17 protein-coding genes and 1 pseudogene are annotated in these 20,208 nt (G+C 74.9%); 9 read left to right on the top strand and 9 right to left on the bottom strand.

From position 1 onward, the window contains the following. Positions 1-49: 49 nt before the first annotated feature. Together LPA42_RS14680 and LPA42_RS14675 are read right to left on the bottom strand one after the other, a co-directional pair. Complete coding sequence (locus LPA42_RS14680) at positions 50-775, bottom strand: class F sortase (RefSeq protein ID WP_228986622.1); 726 nt, start codon at positions 773-775, stop codon at positions 50-52. Between the two features lies 1 nt (position 776). Continuing rightward, the gene (locus LPA42_RS14675) at positions 777-1,625 is read right to left on the bottom strand and encodes a hypothetical protein (RefSeq protein WP_077938597.1); all 849 of its coding nucleotides are present in this window, start codon (positions 1,623-1,625) and stop codon (positions 777-779) included. Positions 1,626-2,216: 591 nt separating this feature from the next. On the opposite strand from LPA42_RS14675, the gene LPA42_RS14670 reads away from it, so the two are divergent. Then, positions 2,217-4,022 (top strand): glycoside hydrolase family 6 protein, encoded by a 1,806-nt coding sequence (locus LPA42_RS14670; protein WP_228986621.1) that lies wholly within the window; start codon positions 2,217-2,219, stop codon positions 4,020-4,022. Positions 4,023-4,214: 192 nt separating this feature from the next. On the opposite strand, the gene LPA42_RS14665 is transcribed toward LPA42_RS14670, so the two are convergent. The 3 genes and pseudogenes from LPA42_RS14665 to LPA42_RS14655 all read right to left on the bottom strand — a co-directional run. Continuing rightward, positions 4,215-4,583 (bottom strand): hypothetical protein, encoded by a 369-nt coding sequence (locus LPA42_RS14665; protein ID WP_043966119.1) that lies wholly within the window; start codon positions 4,581-4,583, stop codon positions 4,215-4,217. 210 nt (positions 4,584-4,793) lie between these two features. Next, positions 4,794-5,774 (bottom strand): hypothetical protein, encoded by a 981-nt coding sequence (locus LPA42_RS14660; RefSeq protein ID WP_077938571.1) that lies wholly within the window; start codon positions 5,772-5,774, stop codon positions 4,794-4,796. A gap of 214 nt (positions 5,775-5,988) precedes the next feature. Next, positions 5,989-6,528 (bottom strand): annotated as a pseudogene (locus tag LPA42_RS14655) (hypothetical protein); the annotation flags it as partial. A gap of 300 nt (positions 6,529-6,828) precedes the next feature. Here LPA42_RS14655 and LPA42_RS14650 point away from each other — a divergent pair. The 7 genes from LPA42_RS14650 to LPA42_RS14620 all read left to right on the top strand — a co-directional run bounded on the left by LPA42_RS14650 (position 6,829) and on the right by LPA42_RS14620 (position 15,414). Then, positions 6,829-9,234, top strand: coding sequence for a nitrate- and nitrite sensing domain-containing protein (locus LPA42_RS14650; protein ID WP_228986620.1), 2,406 nt, complete (start codon positions 6,829-6,831; stop codon positions 9,232-9,234). Continuing rightward, entirely contained in the window at positions 9,234-9,656 is a 423-nt protein-coding gene (locus LPA42_RS14645) for a roadblock/LC7 domain-containing protein (protein ID WP_043966125.1), read from the top strand. Before LPA42_RS14650 ends, LPA42_RS14645 begins: the two co-directional genes overlap by 1 nt. Beyond that, complete coding sequence (locus tag LPA42_RS14640) at positions 9,646-10,032, top strand: DUF742 domain-containing protein (RefSeq protein ID WP_077938598.1); 387 nt, start codon at positions 9,646-9,648, stop codon at positions 10,030-10,032. The genes LPA42_RS14645 and LPA42_RS14640 overlap by 11 nt, the downstream gene beginning before the upstream one ends. Further along, on the top strand, positions 10,013-10,612 hold the full coding sequence (locus LPA42_RS14635; RefSeq protein WP_077938573.1) for an ATP/GTP-binding protein: 600 nt from the start codon (positions 10,013-10,015) through the stop codon (positions 10,610-10,612). Before LPA42_RS14640 ends, LPA42_RS14635 begins: the two co-directional genes overlap by 20 nt. 132 nt (positions 10,613-10,744) lie before the next feature. Next, positions 10,745-11,782: a lactonase family protein gene (locus tag LPA42_RS14630; protein WP_077938574.1), complete on the top strand. Its 1,038-nt coding sequence runs from the start codon at positions 10,745-10,747 to the stop codon at positions 11,780-11,782. 175 nt (positions 11,783-11,957) lie between these two features. Beyond that, positions 11,958-13,700: a substrate-binding domain-containing protein gene (locus tag LPA42_RS14625; protein ID WP_077938575.1), complete on the top strand. Its 1,743-nt coding sequence runs from the start codon at positions 11,958-11,960 to the stop codon at positions 13,698-13,700. A 298-nt stretch (positions 13,701-13,998) separates the two neighbouring features. Further along, positions 13,999-15,414 carry a sugar transferase gene (locus tag LPA42_RS14620; RefSeq protein WP_228986619.1) on the top strand — a complete coding sequence of 472 codons (1,416 nt, stop codon included), beginning with the start codon at positions 13,999-14,001 and terminating at the stop codon, positions 15,412-15,414. A gap of 79 nt (positions 15,415-15,493) precedes the next feature. Here LPA42_RS14620 and LPA42_RS14615 read toward each other — a convergent pair whose 3' ends face one another. Then, entirely contained in the window at positions 15,494-16,624 is a 1,131-nt protein-coding gene (locus LPA42_RS14615) for a PP2C family protein-serine/threonine phosphatase (RefSeq protein ID WP_077938577.1), read from the bottom strand. Between the two features lie 99 nt (positions 16,625-16,723). Between LPA42_RS14615 and LPA42_RS14610 the strand changes: the two genes are divergently transcribed. Then, positions 16,724-17,365, top strand: a complete 642-nt coding sequence (locus LPA42_RS14610) for a MarR family winged helix-turn-helix transcriptional regulator (RefSeq protein ID WP_077938578.1) — start codon at positions 16,724-16,726, stop codon at positions 17,363-17,365. An 86-nt stretch (positions 17,366-17,451) separates the two neighbouring features. Here LPA42_RS14610 and LPA42_RS14605 read toward each other — a convergent pair whose 3' ends face one another. The 3 genes from LPA42_RS14605 to LPA42_RS14595 form a co-directional block, all read right to left on the bottom strand. After that, positions 17,452-18,168 carry a B12-binding domain-containing protein gene (locus LPA42_RS14605; protein WP_255378734.1) on the bottom strand — a complete coding sequence of 239 codons (717 nt, stop codon included), beginning with the start codon at positions 18,166-18,168 and terminating at the stop codon, positions 17,452-17,454. 84 nt (positions 18,169-18,252) lie between these two features. Continuing rightward, positions 18,253-18,471 (bottom strand): B12-binding domain-containing protein, encoded by a 219-nt coding sequence (locus tag LPA42_RS14600; RefSeq protein WP_228986617.1) that lies wholly within the window; start codon positions 18,469-18,471, stop codon positions 18,253-18,255. Beyond that, positions 18,468-20,141, bottom strand: coding sequence for a PP2C family protein-serine/threonine phosphatase (locus LPA42_RS14595; protein WP_228986616.1), 1,674 nt, complete (start codon positions 20,139-20,141; stop codon positions 18,468-18,470). Before LPA42_RS14595 ends, LPA42_RS14600 begins: the two co-directional genes overlap by 4 nt. Positions 20,142-20,208 lie beyond the last annotated feature (67 nt).

The following is a 20,208-nucleotide window of genomic DNA, read 5'->3' as shown; positions in this document are numbered from 1 at the left end:
GCCGGTCGGGCATCCGACCGGCCGCGCCCCGCACGGCCGAACCGTCCGGTCAGCCGGTCATCGTGGCGAACACGATGACGTTGTCCACGTAGCTGCCCGCCGCCTGGTCGAACTGCCCACCACAGGTGACGACCCGCAGGCCGGCCCGGTCGTTGGGTCCGTAGACCAGCTCGGTGGGGAAGGCGGCCTTCGGGTACGCCCGCACCTCGTCGACCGTGAAGGTGACGCGGCTGCCGTCGTCCCGGGCCACCTCGATGGTGTCTCCCGGTTGGAGCGCGCCGAGGGAGTAGAACACGGCGGGGCCGCCGACCTTCGCCGAGTCGACGTGGCCCACGACGACGGCGTTGCCGATCTCGCCGGGGCTCGCGCCCGGGGAGTACCAGCCGGCGCTCAACGCCTGCTCCAGCGGGGGAACCTGGACGGTGCCGTCCGGGTTGGTGCCCAGCGTCATGATCGGTGCGTCGACGCCGATGCGGGGGATCCTGATGGTGGTCGGGGTGGCCCGGGCCAGGCCGGCCGTCGGCTGTCCCCCGTCCGCCGCCTCCGTGTCGGCGTCGAGGGGCCCCTGACCGGCGACGTTCCCGCCGTCGTCCGTGACCCCACCGACGCGGTCGGGGTTGGCCTGGGTGACCGGCTGGGGCGGGCGGGGGGTGGGCGCGGCGCGCATGGAGGCGCCGACCATTCCGGCGCCCACCATGGCGAGCAGGACGACGACGGCCGCGCCGGCGGCGCGCCACGGTGTCCCGTGGCGGCCGCCGGCCGGTGTCGCCGTCACGTCAGGCGAGGGACCCATTGGCCCGCCGCCGCCGCATCAGCACGATGCCGCCGAGCGCCGCGGCGCCCATCATGCTCGCCCCGGTGGTGGCGAGCCCACGGTCGGTGCCGCCGGCCGCGCCGCCGTCACCGCCCTCGACGTGGCCGCGCGGGAGCACGACCAGCTCGCCCTCGGCGCAGGAGCCCTTCAGCTCGTAGCGGCCCGGGGCGGCGTCCTCGGCGACCTCCGCCTCGCCGTAGTAGACGAAGTCCTTCTTGTGCTCCCAGGACTTCTCCTCGCCGTACCCCTTGTCCTCGCCGTAGCTGGAGTCCTTGCCGTAGCCGGAGTCCTCGCTCGACCAGTCCTTCTCGGCCTTCTTCTCGGACTTGTCCCCGTAGCCCTTCTCGGCCTCCTGGTCGTGCTCGTAGCCGCTCCACTCGCCGGACGAGTCGTCGGCGGCGCCGCCGCCCTTGCCGCCCTTGGCCTTCTCGTCCTCCTTGGCCTTGGACTTCTCGTCCTCCTTGGCCTTCTCGTCTTCCTTGGCCCCGCCGTGCTCCTCGCCGGCCTTCTCCTCGGCCCAGGCGCCCTCTTCCTCGCCCTGGTAGCCGTGGTCCTCCTCCGCCGGGTGCAGCTTGACCTTGCCGGTCACCTCGGACCAGACGGCGGCGTGCTCCTGGGCCTCGGGGCAGATCTCCAGGATCTTGACCTTCTCGCCGGGCTTGACGACGTGCGGCTTGGCATAGACCTTGCCGTCGCGGGTCTCGCCGTCGTAGTGGCCGTCCGCGAACGCGATCCCCGGCGTGAACACCAGCAGGGACGCGCCGCCGAGCGCGGCACCCGCAACGACCTTCCCGAGCATCTTGTTTGCCATGACCTGCGTCACTCCATCCCTCTTCGTCCTGAGCCCGACGTCAGCCGAGCTACCCACGACGTTAGCCCTGTTCGCGAGCTATCAGGGGAAAGATTCGTGTTTTACAGTTTGCCTGGGCATGAGGGGGAAGGCCGCTTAAGCGTGGTTGACGCCATGTGTCGGATGAATCGGGTCGGTCGACGGGGTTGCGACCGGCCGGGCGTTCCCGCACTCTTTCGAGGAGGGAGGGGCGCTCACGTGCGGCGTCCCGGTCGGCGCCTCCGGTGCTCCGACGCCCTCACCGGGCCGCTCGTCCCCGGTGGGTGGGGCCGCCCGGCATCGAACCATTGCCATGGAAGCGCTCCCATGCAAGAATTCCCTCACGCGGTACGGGGAGCCACACCGCGCAAGGCAGATGTCGAGGGCACCGGTTCCACCGGACGACGTCCGCCGCCCGACCGGCCGTTCCACGCGCCGGTCGCGCACCACCACCACACTGCCCGTCCGGGTCGGGCACCCCCGAAATCCCCCGTGGCGCCGTCGATGTCCTTTCGATGTCGCGCGCCGTTCCGCCGGGCCGCGAGTCCGGTCTCGCCCAAGGAGATCAGTGGCATGAGTATGAGGAAGAGACTGTCCGGCCGTCGCCGGGCGCTCGCACTGACCGGTGCGGGCGCGCTGGTCGCCGGCGGTCTGGTGACCATTCCGGTCACCGCGGCCCAGGCCGCGACCCAGTGCAGCGTCGACTACACCACCAACGACTGGGCCGGCGGCTTCACCGGCAGCGTCACCATCAAGAACATCGGCGACGCCGTCTCGTCCTGGAACCTCGGCTTCACCTTCCCGAACAGCAGCCAGAAGGTCGTGCAGGGCTGGTCGGCGAAGTGGAGCCAGAGCGGGCAGAACGTCACCGCCACGAACGAGTCCTACAACGGCTCGATCGCCAGCGGCGGCAGCGTGACCCTCGGCTTCAACGGCTCGTGGAGCGGCAGCAACCCGAAGCCCACCTCGTTCACCCTGAACGGCGTGGTCTGCAACGGCGGCACCACCAACCCCACCACGCCGCCGCCGACCACCACCCCGCCGACGACGCCTCCGCCCACGACGCCCCCGCCGACGACCCCGCCGCCGACCACCCCGCCGCCGACCACCCCGCCGGGGCAGAAGGTGGACAACCCGTACCTGAACGCCAAGGGGTACGTGAACCCGGAGTGGAAGGCCAAGGCCGAGTCCGTCGCGGGCGGCAACCGGGTGTCCAACACCCCCACCGCCGTGTGGATCGACCGGATCGCCGCCATCAACGGCACCCCGGACAGCAGCTCCAACGGGGCCATGGGCGTGCGTAACCACCTGGACGCCGCGCTGGCCCAGGGTGCGAACTACATCCAGTTCGTCATCTACAACCTGCCCGGCCGCGACTGCGCCGCGCTCGCCTCCAACGGCGAGCTGAAGCCGGACGAGCTGCCCCGCTACAAGACCGAGTACATCGACCCGATCGCCGCGATCCAGCGCGACTCGAAGTACTCCAGCCTGCGGATCATCAACATCATCGAGATCGACTCGCTGCCCAACCTGGTGACCAACACCTCGGACAAGCCGGGCGGCACGGCGACGTGCGACACGATGAAGGCCAACCGCGGGTACGTCGAGGGCGTGGGCTACGCCCTGGCGAAGCTGGGCGCGATCGGCAACGTCTACAACTACATCGACGCCGGCCACCACGGCTGGCTGGGCTGGGACAGCAACTTCAGCCCGAGCGCCACGATCCTGCGTGAGGCCGCCGGCGCGTCCGGCAGCACCCCGGCCAACGTGCACGGCTTCATCGTGAACACCGCGAACTACTCGGCTCTCAAGGAGCCGTACTTCAAGGTCACCGACACGGTGAACGGCCAGAGCGTCCGCCAGTCCAAGTGGGTCGACTGGAACTTCTACGTCGACGAGCTCTCCTTCGCCCAGGCGTTCCGCAACGAGCTGGTCTCCAAGGGCTTCGCCAGCAACATCGGCATGCTGATCGACACCTCCCGCAACGGCTGGGGCGGCTCCGCCCGGCCCACCGGCCCGGGTGCGATGACCAGCGTGGACACCTACGTCAACGGCGGCCGGGTCGACCGGCGCTTCCACGCCGGTAACTGGTGCAACCAGGCCGGCGCGGGCCTCGGCGAGCGTCCCAAGGCCGCTCCGGAGCCGGGCATCGACGCCTACGTCTGGGTGAAGCCCCCGGGTGAGTCGGACGGTTCCAGCACCGAGATCCCGAACAACGAGGGCAAGGGCTTCGACCGGATGTGCGACCCGACCTACACCGGTAACGCCCGCAACGGCAACAGCATGAGCGGCGCGCTGTCGGGTGCCCCGATCTCGGGTGCCTGGTTCCCGGCGCAGTTCGCCCAGCTGATGCAGAACGCCTACCCGCCGCTCTCCTGACCAGGCGGAAGGCCTACCGGCCGCCGCGGGAGTGAGGCACCGCGCCGGCAGGTTCCCCCCGGCCCCTGGTCCGACCGTCCACCGGTCGGGCCAGGGGCCCCCGCCTGTTCCTGGCCCGTCAGGTCCGGGCCGGTGTGTGCCTGGTCGGTGTGTGCCTGGCCCTCAGGCCCGAGCCGGTGAGGTGCGGGCCGGTCAGGGCACCGTCCGCTCCACCGCCGCCCGGCCCTGCTCGGCCAGGTCCCGGCGGGCCCGCTCGATGTTCTCCGGGGTCGGGTCCTGGCCCCGCGCCAGCACCAGGTCCTCCGGGTCCCACGGCTGCTCCGCGCCGGTGCGGATGTTGTCCCCGCCAGCACCCGTGCCCCCGCCGTACGGGTCGCCGAGCAGGTCCTCGGTCGAGCCGACCCCCTCCACGGCCTCCCCCGGCCCGGCGAAGGACGGGTTGTCCCGGTCGGCCCCGCCGCCGGTACGCAGCTGCGGCACCGTGCTCTCGTCGTCCACCGCCGCCGCCACCTCGGGGCTCTCCTCCAGCGGTCGCCCCGCGTTCGGTTCGCGCTCCGTCATCCTGCTGCCCTCCTGTGCGCCAGGTGCTGCCTGATCCCCCTGGCGTACCCCGCAGGGCCGGGGGCATGCCGACGACGCCGGACCCCGGTCGGCCCCGCTCGTCGCCCCGGTCGGCTGCTGTTCGCCGCGAACGGGAACTGTCCAAGAATCAGAGGGCGGACGCCGACGCGCCCCGGCCGTGGTCGGCCGGGGCGCGCGCAGCGGGGACGGTCAGCGGCCGAGCACCCGGTCCAGGAAGTCGCGGTACCCGCGTACCGCGATCCGGAGCTGCTCGGTGTCGTCGTCGCCGGTCTGCTGCCAGTCGCCCAGCTTGTTCTTCTGCTCCGCGAGCGCGGCGGCCAGCGCTTCGATCGCCTCCCCGACCAGCGACTCGGCCTGGCCGGCGGCGGCCCGGGGGTCGTCGACGAAGCGGAGCTGGACGTCGCGCCAGCGGTCCCGGAAGCCCTGGGCGGTGCCGGGCTCGAAGAGCGTGGCGGCGTCCTCGGGCACCGCGCCCGTGGTGGGCCGGGCCGCCGCCGTGACCGCGGCGACGCCATCCCGCGTGTGCGCGCCGGCACCGTCACGTGCGTCTGCGCCGACCCCGAGGGCGGACGGGGCGTCGTCCCGCGCGTCCGGGTCGGTCATGCCGGGCTCGGGTCGGCCGTACCCGGCCGCGCCGGCAACCACCGCGTCGGTCTGGTCGCGGTCCGCGCCGGCCCGCCCGTCGACCGCGTGGCGGGCCCCGGTGCGCCCGTCTCCCGGCTCGTCGGTCGTCCACCGGGACCGGTCGTGCAGCCGGTCGGCGGCGGTCGGGTCGGCCCGCTCGTCGTCGAACGCGTCCGTCCTGCCCGGCGCGCCGTCGCCCGGCCGGGCGGTGTCCTCGCCGCGCGGGTCCCGCTCGTCCTCGGGGCGGCCGCTGGCCATCGCCGAGGCGGCGACCGCGCCGCCGACCGTGGTCGCCCCGAACGCGGTCGGCAGCGGGGCCGGCTCGTGGAACTCGGGCGCGCTGTCGCCGCGCTCGTCGGCCACGGCCGGGTCGTCGAAGGTGCCCCGGTCGTCCAGCACGTCCTCGGGCACCTCGGCGCGGCCCTCGACGTCCCGGCCCCGGCGGGCCGCCGCGTCGCCGGTCGCCCCGCCCGGGGGCGGCACCGGCACCGGCGCGGACCTGACGGCCTCGGGGTGGTCGCTGCTCACCTGCTGCTCCTGGCGCATCTGGCTCTCCTCAACGGCTCGTGACGTCGTGCGGACGGTCGACCGGCGTCTGCTCCGCCTCCCGGGACGCGCTGTCCGGCTGGCGCTGCTCCGGGTGGTGCTGCTCGGGCCGGCGGTGCTCCGGGCGCGGCTGGTCCAGGTGCTGCTGGTCCGGGTCGCGCTGCTCGGGGACGCGGGCGCCCACCGGGTCCGCGCCCTGCCCGGGGACGGGGGCGCCCACCGGGTCCGCGCCGAGCAGGTCGGCGAAGAGCGCCCGGTAGTGGACGACGGCCTGGCGCAGCTCCTCGGTGCCGGCCTCGCCGCGCTCGTTGCGCAGCCGGATCTCGTGGGCGTCCCGGTAGTGGGAGAGGGTCCGGGCGTGTTCGACGGAGAGGTGGGCGATCTGGTCGGAGAAGTCCCCGGTCGGGTACCCGCGCTCGGCGACGAGCCGGCCGACCAACTCGTCCGCGTCGCTGACCGTCTCGGCGGGGGAGTCGACGAAGCGGACCTGGAGCTCCTCCCACGCCGCCGCGTACCGGGCCCGGGACTCGGGGGTGAGCGGGGTGAGCGTCAGCTCCGCGTGCCGGCGTTCCCGGTCCCGCAGCTCCCGCTCGGCGTCGGCGCGGCTGTCCCGCTCGGCGACCACCCGGTCGTACTCGGGCCCGAACCGGGACCGCAGCGCGCGGCGGCGGGCGACCTGCCGGCCGACGACGGCCAGGGCCGCGACCACCACGAGTACGACGAGAACTATGACGATTACCTGCGTGGGCGACATGGCTCCTCCTTCGTCCCTCCGGTATTCCCTCCGGTCGCTGATCGCCAATCCCGATCCGGGCGACTTTCCTGGGCGATCGGCGGATGCCGGGTGACGGATGGGGGGTTCCCGCCCTGATGGGTCCGGACTCCGATACAGCGGAGCGTGCCGGGGCGAGCGCACCGGGCGAGAGGCCGGTACCGCATCCGCCGACGATTACGTATCCTGCCCAAGGCGCCCGTGCCGGTGCCCCGGTGCCAGGGCGGCGAAGCCTGGCCGGTGCCGGTGCCACCCGCTGCCACACGTTCCGGGCGAGGTCTGATGAACACCCGCGACTGGCCGATCCGCTCGAAGCTGACGGCCCTGGTCGTAGCGCCGGTCAGCGCGCTGCTGGCCCTGTGGATCTTCGCAACCACGCTCGCCTTCGGCCCCGCGCTGGACCTGCTCTCCGCGGGCACCCTCCTCTACGACTTCGGCCGGCCCGGGGAGACCGTCGTCGCCGAGCTGCAACGCGAGCGGCGGCTGACCGTGGTGCAGCTCGCCGGCACCGCCGAGCTGCCGGAGCTGACCGAGCAGCGGCGACGCACCGACGTCGCGGTCGCCGAACTGCGCCGCCGGGTCAACGGTGAGCGACTGCGCGACGCCGCCGGCGACCTGCTCGACGCCCGGCTCGACGGGCTGCTCGGCGCGCTGGACGCGCTGCCCGCCGGCCGGGGGTTCATCGACCGCCGTCAGGTGGACCGGACGGGCGCGATCGGCCTCTACAGCGGCATGGTGGGCGCGGCCTTCCAGGCGTTCACCGCGCTGGCCGCCCTGCCCGACAACGACCTCAACCGGCAGGCGCTGGCGTTGACCGCGCTCGGCCGGTCCCGGGAGCTGCTCGGGCAGGCCGACGCGCTGCTCGCCGGGGTGCTCGTCACCGGGCGCTACGCCACGGGCGAGCACACCCAGCTCGTCCAGGTCATCGGCAACCAGCGGTTCCTGACCGAGACGGCGGTGGCCGACCTGCCGGCGGACGACCGGGCGGCCTACCAGCGGCTGGCCGAGAGCGAGGCGTTCGTCCGGTTGCGCGTCCTCCAGGACGAGCTGGTGCGGGCCGATCCCGGCCGGGCGCCGCGGCTGGACGCCCGCGCCTGGGAGACCAGCCAGGAGGCGGTCCAGCGTGGACTGCGCGACTTCGAGCTCACCCAGGCCGACGCGATCGCCGACCGGACGGTGCCGGTGGCGGTCGGCATCCTGGCCCGGCTCGGCGTGGCCGGCGTGCTCGGGCTCGCCGCGATCGTGGCGTCGGTGCTGTTCTCGCTGCGGGTCGGCCGGTCGCTGGCGCGGCGGCTCACCGCCGTGCGCGACGCCGCCCTGGAGATGGCCGAGCGCCGGTTGCCGGACGTGGTGACCCGGCTGCGTCGCGGCGAGGACGTCGACGTGGCCAGGGAAGCCCCGCCGCTGCAGTACGGCGAGGACGAGATCGGCCAGGTGGGGCGCGCGTTCACCGAGGTGGGCCGGACGGCCGTCCGTTCCGCCGTGGACGAGGTGACCCTGCGGCGCGGGCTCAACGAGGTCTTCCTCAACATCGCCCGGCGCAGCCAGGGGCTGGTGCACCGGCAGCTCGCCCTGCTGGACCGGATGGAGCGCCGCGTCGAGGACCCGGACGAGCTGGCCGAGCTGTTCCGGGTGGACCACCTGGCCACCCGGTTGCGCCGGCACGCCGAGGACCTGGTGATCCTCGCCGGGGCCGCGCCGGGCCGGGGCTGGCGCAATCCGGTCGCGATGGTCGACCTGGTGCGGGGCGCGATCTCCGAGGTGGAGTCGTACGACCGGGTCGACATCGCCGACGTGCAGCCCGCAGCCACCGTCGGCCGGGCCGTCGGCGACGTCATCCACCTGCTGGCCGAGCTGATCGAGAACGCCACCGCGTTCTCCCCGCCCGGCACCCGCGTCACCGTGCGGGGGCAGAGCCTGCCCAACGGGTACGCCGTGGAGATCATCGACCAGGGGCTGGGCATGTCCGCGCCGGCGCTGGAGGAGGCCAACCGCAGGCTGGCGACGCCGCCGGAGTTCGACCCGGCCGACAGCGCCCGGCTCGGGCTGTTCGTGGTCGCCCGGCTCGCCGCCCGGCACGGCGTCCGGGTGCAGCTGCGGCCGGCCGCCCAGGGCGGGGTCACCGCCGTGGTGCTGATCCCGCACGACCTGGTGACCAGCGAGCCGCCGCCCGGCCCGCCCGGCAGGCGGGAGGCGCAGGGCGCAGGCGACGACCGGCGGATGGCCAAGGTGACCCGGCTCAACACGCTGCCCCGGCCCCGGTCCGCCCGGATCACCCGGGAACGCGGCGACTCGTCGACGGCCGTGGTGCCGCTGGTGCCCAGCCGCTCCGTGCCGGCGGATCCGGGCGGCGACGGCGACGGCCTGCCCCGGCGGGTGCGCCGGCGTGGCCCCACCACCCGCCCCCGGCCGACGGCCCAGGACGCCCCGGCCCCGCGCGCCCCGGAGGAGGCCCGCCGGCTGATGTCCGCGCTCCAGGCCGGCACGGCCCGGGGCCGCCGGGACGGCGCGGCCGGCACCACCGCCGCCGACCTGCCCGCGGTCGGCGACGGCACCGCCCCGACCGCCGCCGCCCCGATCTCGCCCGCCGCACCCACCCCGACCACCGCCGCCGACGCGACACCGGAACCGGACGCCCCGGCGGCGCCCCCGCAACAACCCACGACCGCAACTGAGAGGGACGCCTAGTGGTGCACACGACGAAGCCGAACGTCGATCTCGACTGGTTGCTCGACGAGCTGGTGGAGCGCCTACCAGCCGCCCGTGAGGCGGTGGTGCTCTCGGCGGACGGGCTGCTGCTCGGCGCCTCCGCCGAGCTCGACCGGACGGCCGCCGAGCACCTCTGCGCCCTGGCCTCCGGCTTCTCCAGCCTGGCCAAGGGCGCCAGCCGGCACCTCGCCGCCGGCGGGGTGCGGCAGACGGTGGTGGAGATGGAGTCGGCGTACCTCTTCGTGACCGCCGCCGGTCAGGGCGCGTGCCTCGCGGTCGTCGCCGAGGCCGACGCGGACATCGGGCTGGTGGCGTACGAGATGGCGATGCTGGTGATCCGGGTGGGCGAGAACCTGGCGGCGCCGGTCCGGGCCTCCTCGGGTGGGGCCGATGCGGGCTGAGTCCCCGGGGCCGCAGCACGAGTGGTTGGACGGCGACGCGGGCCCGGTCGTCCGGCCGTACACGCTGACCGGCGGGCGGGTCCGGCCGCCGGTCGGCCTCGACCTGGTGGCGTTCGTGCTCGCCGGCCGGAGTGCGGACCCGGCGGCCCACCCGCGGCTGCACCCGGAGCACCGCCGCCTGGTGGAGCTCGCCCGGCGGCCGGTCCCGGTCGCCGAGCTGGCCGCCGAGCTGGACCTCGCGGTGGGTGTGGTCCGGGTGCTCGTCGGCGACCTGCTCGCCCGTGGCCTGGTCTCGGTGCACGAGCCGGCCGGCACCGCGTTCCTACCCGACGACAACATCCTCAAGGCGGTGGTCAATGGACTCCGTGCGCTATGACCGGAACGGGTCCGGGGTGCGGATCCCGCTGGCCCTGAAGATCCTCATCGCGGGCGGCTTCGGCGCCGGCAAGACGACGCTGGTGAGCGCGCTGAGCGAGGTCCGGCCGTTGCAGACCGAGGAGGTCCTCACCGGTGCCGGGATCGGCGTGGACGACCTCTCGGGCGTGGAGGGCAAGTCCACGACCACGGTGGCGATGGACTTCGGCCGGATCACCATCAACGAGGACCTCCAGGTCTACCTGTTCGGCACCCCGGGACAGGACCGGTTCTGGTTCCTCTGGGACGAGCTGGCCTTCGGGGCGCTCGGGGCGGTGGTGCTCGCCGACACCCGCCGGCTGGCCGACTGCTTCCCGTCGATCGACTACTTCGAGCAGCGGAACATCCCGTTCGTGGTCGGGGTGAACTGCTTCGACGACGGCCGCCGGTTCAGCCTGGACGCCGTACGCCAGGCCCTGGACCTCGACCCGGGCGTGCCGCTGTTGTTCTGCGACGCCCGGGACCGGCAGTCCGGCAAGCTGGTGCTGATCTCCCTGGTCGAGCACGTCGCCCGGCAGCGCGGCGAGCCGGTTCCGGCCTGACCCGGCCGCGCGGGCAAGGACCCGGACCGACGTGGGTAGGGATCCGGACCGATGCGGGTAAGGACCCGGGGTGACGGGCGCGGACGGCGGGCCGGGACGGCCGGCGACGGACAACAGCGGAAGGCGGACCGGATGACCGGGCAGCAGACGATCGTCCACCTCGGGTGCTACACGGCGGCCAGCGGCGGGCGGGGCGAGGGGATCGTCGCCGCCCGGCGTGACCCCGTGACGGGCGCGCTGACCCCGCTCGGCACCGCCGCGGCGACCCCGTCGCCGTCCTTCCTCACCCGGCATCCCACCCTGCCGGTGCTCTACGCCGCCAACGAGCTGCCCGAGGGGGAGGTCAGCGCGTTCCGGGTCGGCCCGGACGGCGACCTGACCCCGCTCGGCTCGCGCGGCACCGGCGGCGGCGAGCCCTGCCACCTGGCGGTCACCTCCGACGGCGGGCACCTCGTGGCGGCCAACTACGGCGGCGGGAGCCTGGCGGTGTTCCCGCTCGACCCGACGGGCGCGCCGGGCGACCGCAGCGACCTGGTGGTGCACGCCGGGCACGGGCCCGACCCGCAGCGGCAGGAGAAGGCGCACTGCCACATGGTCTCCCCGGCACCGGACGGCGGGCCGCTGCTCGCCGTCGACCTGGGGACCGACTCGGTCTACCGGTACGACCTCGACGCGGCCTCCGGGCGGCTGGTGCCCCGGGCGCCCCGGGTGCACGCCGCACCCGGCTCCGGCCCCCGCCACCTGGCCCGGCACCCCGACGGCCGGCGCTGCTGGCTGGTCGGCGAGCTGGACGCCACGGTCACCGCGTACGAGCTGACCGCCGACGGGGCGCTGCACCAGCGGGGCCGGGTGGACGCCAGCACCCGCGCCGGGCACGTCCAGCCCTCCGAGATCGCCGTCGGCGTGGACGGGCGCTTCCTCTACGTCGGCAACCGGGGCGTCGGCACGGTGTCGGTCTTCGCCCTCGCCGGAGAGCTGCCCGAGCCGGTGGCGGAGGTGGAGACCGGCGGGGAGTGGCCCCGGCACTTCGCGCTGACCGGCCAGCACCTGTACGTCGCCGACGAGCGCGCCGACATGGTCCGGGTGTTCCGGGTGGACGCCGCGACGGGGGTCCCGACGCCGGTCGGGGAGCCCGTGGCGCTGCCCAGCCCGACCTGCGTCCTGCCGTGACCGCCAGCGGTTCCGGCCCTGATCAGGGGCGTGTCAGCGACCTCGGGGCACCGGGTCGTCACTCAGCGTAGGAAAAGTGATGACATCTGTCTCTCCTGAGTAACTTTCGTCCGAACGGACGTGGCAGTACCAGCAGCGGGTCCGCAAGATGGTCACCGTGTCAGGCCGCCATCGCATGCAGTCAGGTATCCGCGGAGCGGGCGCAGTCGCGTCGGCGACGGCGCTCGTCGTCGTCATCGCGGGTGCCTGGTTCGGCTACCGGGGGCTGGTCCAGCCCGCCTGTTCGGGGCAGGTCCAGCTGTCGGTGGCGGCGGCCCCCGAGCTGGCCCCGGCGGTACAGGCCGCCGCAGCCCAGTGGATGGCCGACGGGGCGGCGGTCGGCGGCACCTGCATCGCCGTGAACGTCTCGGAGTCCGAGCCGGTGGACGTCGCCGCCGCGGTGGCCGGCAAGCACGGGGTGCAGCTGGCCGGCGTCGGCCAGGCCAGTGGCACGGCGGTCACCCCGGACGTGTGGGTGCCGGACTCCTCGACCTGGCTGCTGCGGCTGAAGAACGCCGGGGCCACCGCGTTCGCCCCGAGCAACGGCGCGTCCATCGCCCGCAGCCCGGTGGTGGTGGCGGTGCCCGAGCCGGTCGCCGAGACCCGGTTCGGCTGGCCGGAGAAGAAGCTGACCTGGACCGACCTGCTGCGCCAGGTGAGCAGCAGCAAGCCGATCCGCGCCGGGATCGTCGAGCCGACCCAGGACGCGGCCGGACTGTCGGGGCTGCTGTCGCTGACCGCCGCCGCGAGCGGGGCGGGCGGCGACGCGCAGCAGGCGACCACGGGGGCCCTGCGGGCGCTGGCCACCGGCCGTTCCGCGCTGCGCGAGGACCTGCTGGCCCGGTTCCCGCGTTCCTCCGACCCGACGGCGATCGCCTCCGGCCTCGGCGCCGCCGCGCTGTCGGAGGAGGACGTGATGGCGTACAACGAGCGGAAGCCGCCGATCCCGCTGGCGGCGCTCTACCTGGAGCCGTCGCCGATGCCGCTGGACTACCCGTACGCGGTGCTGCCGGGCATCGAGCCGGCGAAGCAGGCCGCCGCGAAGGTGCTGTTCGAGGTGCTCACCACGCCGGGCTTCCGCAACCGGCTGGCCGAGCGGTCGCTGCGCGCGCCGGACGGCAACTGGGGCGACGGCTTCAAGGCGCCGCAGGGCGCGCCGAGCCCGGCGGGTGGGGCGGCGACCGCGCCGGCGCCGGGTGGCAACGGCGCGGGGGGCCTGGACCCCGTCGCGATAGAGCGTGCCGTCTCCAGCTGGTCCATCGCCACCCAGTCCGGGCGCATGCTCTGCGTCATCGACGTCTCCGGGTCGATGAAGCAGCCGGTGCCCAGCGCCAACAACGCCACCCGGGAGCAGGTGACGGTCGCGGCGGCCAGCCGGGGCCTGAACCTCTTCGACGACTCCTGGTCGATCGGGCTGTGGACCTTCTCCACCGAGCTGGTCGGCAGCCTCGACTACCGGGAACTGGTGCCGATCAACCCGCTGTCCAGCAACCGCAGCCGACTGGAGCAGGGGCTGGCCACGATCCGGCCCTCCAGCGGCGACACCGGCCTGTACGACACGATGCTGGCCGCCTACAAGGCGGTGCAGGAGGACTGGGAGCCGGGGCGGGTCAACTCGATCGTGCTGTTCACCGACGGCAAGAACGAGGACGCCAACGGCATCTCCCAGCAGAAGCTGCTCGCCGAGCTGAAGCGGATCGCCGACCCGGACCGGCCGGTGCAGGTCGTGATCATCGGCATCGGCAACGACGTCAGCAAGTCCGAGCTGGAGTCGATCACCAAGGTCACCGGCGGCGGCAACTTCGTCACCGAGGATCCGACCAAGATCGGTGACATCTTCCTCAAGGCGATCGCGCTCCGCCCGAACGCGCCTCGCTGACCGTGCACCATACTGAGTCCCGAATCAGCGACGGTGGCTCGCCGCGCGGGAAAACCGTTGCGCCAAGCCACCTGTCGCACCCGTCCGCCAGCAAACTGACGGCAATACGTCCGAAGTAGTTGGTGGCCATAGTTGTTAAGAGAAGATGTCGAGGTGCTCCGGCGCCGTCGGTCCCGTTGGGGAGACCGAGCAACGACCGGGGCCTTTCTCAGCAGAGTGGGGAGGGCCGGTGACGTCGGCGACGCTGTTGACCGCCACCAGGACGCCGCCGCGGCCTGGGGCTGACCGGGGCGGGCCCGTGGCCCGCGTCGACGAGCGGGCGTACGTTCGCATGCTGGTCGTGCTGGACACCGCCGTCCTGGCCGTCGCGGTGCTGATCGGCTACGTCGCCCGCTTCGGCGACGAGGAGCCGGTGGGCTCGAAGATCCCGTACGTCGTGGTGGCCCCCGTGCTGCTGCTCACGTGGCTGCTCTCGCTCAAGGTCCTGCGCTGCTACGACGACCGGGTGCTGGGCTACGGCGCCGACGAGTACCGGCGGGTCGGCAGCGCCAGCCTGCGCCTCGCCGGCGGCACCGCCATCGCCGGCTACATCGCCGACGTCGGCGTGTCCCGGGGCTTCCTGGCCATCTCGTTCGCCGTCGGCATGCTGGGCCTGGAGGTGGCCCGGTTCGCCGCCCGCAAGCGGCTGCACCGGGCCCGGTCCCGGGGGCGCGGCTGGTCCCGCAAGGTCCTGGTGGTCGGCGACACCGCGCACGTGCTGGAGCTGGTCCACCAGCTGCGCCGCGAGCCGTACGCCGGCTACCACGTGGTGGGCGCCTGCATCCCGGACGCGCTGCTCGCGCCGGTGCCGCAGCGGCTCGGCGACGTGCCGGTCGTCGGCTCGTTCCGGGGCATCCCCGAGGCGGCCACCGCGATCGGCGCGGACACCGTGGCCGTCACCGCCTCCGGCGAGCTGACCGCGACCCGGCTGCGGCGGCTCGGCTGGCAGCTGGAGGGCACCGGCGTCGACCTCGTCGTCGCGCCCGCGCTCACCGACGTGGCCGGCCCCCGCATCCACACCCGACCGGTCGCCGGCCTGCCCCTGATCCACGTGGAGGCCCCCGAGTTCCGGGGGGCCCGCAAGCTGGTCAAGGGCTTCGTCGACCGGTCCGCCGCCGCCGTGGCGCTGGCCCTGCTGCTGCCGCTGCTGGCCGTGATCGCCCTGGCGATCAAGCTCGACAACCGGGGCCCGGTGCTGTTCCGGCAGACCCGGGTCGGCCAGGGCGGCCGCGAGTTCGGGGTGTTCAAGTTCCGCACGATGGTGGTCAACGCCGACGCCCTGCTCGCCGAGCTGACGACCCGCAACGAGACCGACGGCCTCATGTTCAAGATGCGCGACGACCCCCGGGTGACCCGGGTCGGTCGGGTGCTGCGCAAGTGGTCGCTCGACGAGCTGCCCCAGCTCGCCAACGTGCTGCTCGGGCAGATGAGCCTGGTCGGCCCGCGCCCGCCGCTGCCCTCCGAGGTGGCCCGCTACGACGGCGACGTGGCCCGGCGGCTGCTGGTCAAGCCCGGGATGACCGGCCTCTGGCAGGTCAGCGGCCGGTCCGACCTGAGCTGGGAGGACGGCATCCGGCTCGACCTCTACTACGTGGAGAACTGGTCGCTCGCCGCCGACCTGACCATCCTGTGGAAGACCTTCGGCGCGGTGGTGCGCAGCCGGGGCGCGTACTGACCGGTGGTGCGCAGCCGGGGCGCGTACCGGACGTGGGGTGTCCCGGGCCGGCGTCGCGCCGACCCGGGCACCGGGCCGGTCAGGGCTGCGGGCCCGTCCAGTCGAGGCAGACCACCACCGCGTCGTCGACCAGGTCACCGGCGACGAACGCCCGCAGATCGCCGATCAGCGACCGCACCGCGTCCAGCGGCTCCATCGGGCCGGTCCGGCGCAGGAACCGGTCCAGCGCGGTCTCGCCGTACCGGACGTTCTGCCCGGTCGCCTCGACCACGCCGTCGCTGAGCACGAAGAGCCGGTCGCCGCGGCGCAGCGTGAACTGCTGCTCCCGGTAGTCGGTGCCGTCGAACATGCCGAGCGGGAACTGCGCCTCCAGCGGCTGCTCCACCACCTCCCCGCCGCGCAGCAGCACCAGCCGCGGCGAGCCCGCGTCGACCACCGTCATCACGCCGCCGGCCAGGTCCAGCTCCAGCAGCAGCGCCGAGACGTGCTGCTCGCCCCGGTGCAGCGCGTACACGGCCTGGTCGGCGAGGGCGGCCTGGTCGGCCAGGCCCAGCCCCGCCCGGCGGGCGTTGCGCAGGGCGTGCGTGGCCAGGGCGGTCAGCACGGAGGCCTGCACCCCCTCGCCCATCCCGTTGATCGTCGACAGCCACAGCCGGTGCCCGTCGTCGGACCAGTCGAAGCTGTCGCCCCGCACCGCGTACGCCGGTTCGAGCTGGCCGGCGAGGCTGAAGGACGGGCGGATCCGGCTGCGCCCGGGCAGCAGCTCCCACTGCATCTCGGCGGCGAGGGTGAGCCGGCGGCTGCGGCGGGCGGCCCGGTAGACGTCCGTGCCCTCGTTCACGGCGACCAGCTCGTGGCCCAGCGCGGTGGCCACCCCGAGCAGCTCGCCCACGACGGCCGGATCGCCGGGCAGCGGCGACACCCGGAGCACCCCCCGCCGGTCGCCGCGCATGCTGACCGGGAGGTAGCCGGTCCGCTCGGTGACGATCGGCTCCTGGTGGTCGAAGCAGCGCCAGGCGGGGTGCCCCGGGCCCTCGATCGGTTCACCCTCGGTGAGCGGCAGCAGCGCCGAGAGGCGGTAGTCGACCTGGAAGAGTTCGACCTCCGTGATCCCGTACGACCGCAGGAGTTCCCCGGCGAGCCGGTCGACCAGCAGGTCGGCGGGCGCCTCGGTCAGGGTACGACGGGCCCGGTCTTCCGCACCGCTCATCGTCACTCCTCTGTTCGGAGGGGCCGGCGACCAGGGACGCCGGGTAGTCTCTTGCCCAACATGACCGAAGAACACGGTCCGCACGGACCAGAAGCGAGTATGGCCGCCGCCCTCGACGCGGCGGCCGGCACCCTGCTCACGGTCTTCGAGGCGGCGCGCGAGCGCACCACCAGCCGGCTCTCCGGGGCGCAACTGCGCGCCGTCATGGTGGTCGAGCAGCACGACGGGATCAACCTGCGTCGGCTGGCCACGCTGCTCGACATGCTGCTCTCCTCGGCCAGCCGGCTCTGCGACCGGCTCGTGGCGGCGGGCATGCTGGAGCGCGAGCCGGGCCGGTCCGACCGGCGGGAGATCTCCCTGCACCTCACCCAGGAGGCCGAGAAGCTCCTCGCCGAGCTGCGGGCCGACCGCCGGCAGCGGCTGGCGGCGATCCTGTCCGGGATGACCCCCGAGGGGCGGCAGGCCCTGCTCGGCGGGCTCCAGGAGTTCGACGAGGTCGCCCGGCTGCGGCACCCGCCGGAGCCGCCGACGGCGGAGTTAGCCGCCGAGGCCCGGCCGGACGAGTGGACTCCGCCGCCCGGACAGGGCTGGCCGGCGGGGGAGCACCCGGCCGGGTGGGCGACCGGGGGCGTGCCGCGCGGCCGACCGGCGACGGACTCGGCCCCGGGCGGCTGGCCCGGCGACGCCACCGCGGGCGGCGGCTGGTCGGCCGGCGACCCGCAGGTGGCCCGCACCGCCTGACCCGCACCGCCCGACGGCCGCCCGGCGCGGCGCGCCTCCTCCAGCACGGCAGGTGTTAGGAGGGGGCCCTTCCTATACAGAAAGCGTTAACAGGGGGCCCTTCCTTGCATCTCGCGGGCCCAGCGCAGGTGCTCGCACGCGCGGGGGTGGTCCGCCAGGACGGTGCCGCAGGCCGCCAGCACGGCGTCCAGGAGCGGCTCGCGGCCCTCGCCCCGGGCCGCCAGCACGCCGGCCTGCCACGTCGTGTGGTCGAGCAGGAGCTGCGGATCGCCGACCCGGATCGCGGCGGCCAGCGCGTCCACCAGGTGCCCGACGGCGGCGGCGAACTGGTCGGCCTCCGCCTCGGGCGGTGCCACCGCGCGCAGGGCGAACTGCACGACGTCGCGTCGTCGGCGCAGCACCGCGGCGTACTCGTCGCCGCCCACCGCGGGCGGCGGGCCGGTGTGCCCGGCGAAGAGGTCCGTCTCCAGCAGCCGGGCCGCGTCGCGGGCGGACGCGCCCCACGCCGCCGCCCCCACGGCGGCGGCCCACCGGCCGTCGGGGCCGAACCCCGGGCCGCCGGCGACCACCGGGACCCCGGCCGAGCGGCACGCCTCGATCGTGCGCCCGGCCCGGACCAACCGGCTCGGCTGCACGCAGCTCAGCAGCACCGCGTCCGGCCCGGTCTGGTGCAGGTAGGAGACCAGGTGGCGGGCGGGGACGCTGGCGCCGAGGAAGGTCACCCGCCAGCCCGCGGCGCGGACCACCTCGGCGACGATGCGGGCGGCCAGCGCGTGCCACTCGCCCTCCACGCAGGCCAGCACCACGTGGCCGCGCGCCGGCCGGCCGGTGGTCCGCGCGCCGACGGCGGCGACGACCAGCTCGCTGACGTGCGTGGCGGCGTGCTCCTAGGCGACGCTCCACCGCCCGGCCGACCAGCGCAGGCCGATCTCCCGCTGCGCCACGGCCACCACGTCCACCAGGACGTCCGCGACGCTGGCCCCGGCGTCGAGCAGGTCGAGGGCGAGTTCGACGGCCGCCGGGTGGTCGGCGGCGTCCAGGCAGGCGAGGTACGCCTCGACCGCCGCCGCCCCCGGCCCGGCGGTGACGGGGGACGCGGTCGTCACCGGCCGCCCGCCCGCACGGCGAGCATCGCGATGTCGTCGTGGGCCTGCCCGTCGAGCCACTCGTCGACGAGCTGGAGCACCCGGTCGACCAGGGCGGCGGGCGGCAGCCCGGCCCCCGACGCGACCGCCCGGCGCAGCCGCTCGTCGCCGAACATGTCGACCTCGCCCGCGCCGCCCCGGGCCTCGGTCACCCCGTCGGTGTAGGCGAGCAGCACCTCGCCGGGGGCGAGGCGGACCTCCGTCTCGGCGAACCGGGGGGCGGCGAGCGCCCCGATCGGCATGCCACCCACCCGGACCTGCTCGACGGTGCGGTCGGCCCGGACGACCAGCGGCGACGGGTGGCCGCCGCCCGCGACGCGGACCAGCAGGCCCCCGTCGGACCGGGGCGTGAGGGTGCCGAGCAGGACGGTGGTGAAGTGGCTGCGCCGGGCTGCGTCCGGCGCGTCGAACAGGGCCCGGTTGAGCAGCCGCATCAGCTCCAGCGGGCGCTGCTCGACCAGGCGCAGCGTCTGGAGGGACTGGCGGACGCGGCCGGTGAGCACGGCCGCCCCGACGCCCTTGCCGCAGACGTCGCCGAGGGCGAACAGCGCGCCGTCGGCGGTGGGGAAGACCTCGTAGAAGTCCCCGCCGATGCGCAGGCTGTCACCGGCCGCCCGGTAGCCGCCGGCGAGGGTGATGCCGCCGATCGTGGGCAGCTCGGGCGGCAGGAGGCTGTGCTGCAGCACCCGCGCCAGGTGGGCCTGCTCGCCGTAGAGCTCGGCGGTGGCCAGGGCGGCGCCGGCCCGCGCCGCGAACTCCCGGGCCAGCTCGATCTCCCGGGCGTCGAAGCCGGGTCGCCCGGCCCGCCGGATGAGCACCAGCGCCCCGGCGGCGCCGGCCGCGCCGAGCATCGGGCTGACCAGGACGGTGCCGGGCCGCCCGAAGCCCGCCGGCAGCACGGCACCGAGGTCGGCCAGCTCGGCGTCGAGCCAGGGGCTCGGCTCGGCGTGGTCACCGGCGAGCGCCTCGGCGAGGCCGGGCACCGCCAGGGGCAGGCCCGCCGGCGCGACCCCGGCCGTCGGGCCCCGGTCGCCCTCGGCGTACCGGAGCCAGTGCGGGGCGTCCCCGGCCGGGGGCGGCGGGCGGTGCACGACCAGCGCCGCGTCCGCGAGGTACGGCACCGGGAGGGTGGCCGCGGCCCGCAGGGTCTGCTCGCGGTGCAGGGAGAGCCCGAGCCGGCTGCCGGCCTTGGCCAGGAACGTGGTGCGCGACCGCTCGGCCAGCAGGGCGTCGGTGCGGGCGCGCTCCTCGGTGACGTCGCGCACGTACCAGGCGAACCGGCCGCCCCGCAGCGCGCGGCGGACACCGTGCAACCGCCGGCCGTGGTGCTCGGCGTCGAACGTGTCCGCGCCGGCCGCCGCCGCCCCGGCCAGCGCGGACACCGCGCACCCGGCCAGCTCGCCGCCCGGCGCGAGCTCCGGCAGCAGCTCGCCCGCCATCGCGTTGAGCAGGGTGACCACGCCGGCGTGGTCGGTGGTGACGACCGCCTCGGCGAGCCCGTCCAGCAGCTCCCGGGCCAGGCCGGAGTCGGCCGGGAGCGGGGGCTCGGCGGGGCGTCGGTGCGTCGGGCGGGACGCCTGCCCGCCGCCGCTGACCGGCCCGGCGAGACCGCCCCGTCGGATGGTCGTCACGGCCGGGCGCCGGTCGGAGGCGCTGTGTGCATGCTGGTCGTGCGCTCCTCCGCTGCCGAGAACTTGC

Origin of the sequence: Micromonospora sp. DH13 (assembly GCF_020873825.1) — a bacterium.
Lineage (GTDB): Bacteria > Actinomycetota > Actinomycetes > Mycobacteriales > Micromonosporaceae > Micromonospora > Micromonospora haikouensis.
The sequence above is the reverse complement of the archived record's forward strand: the minus strand, read 5'-3'. Positions and strand labels throughout refer to the sequence as shown.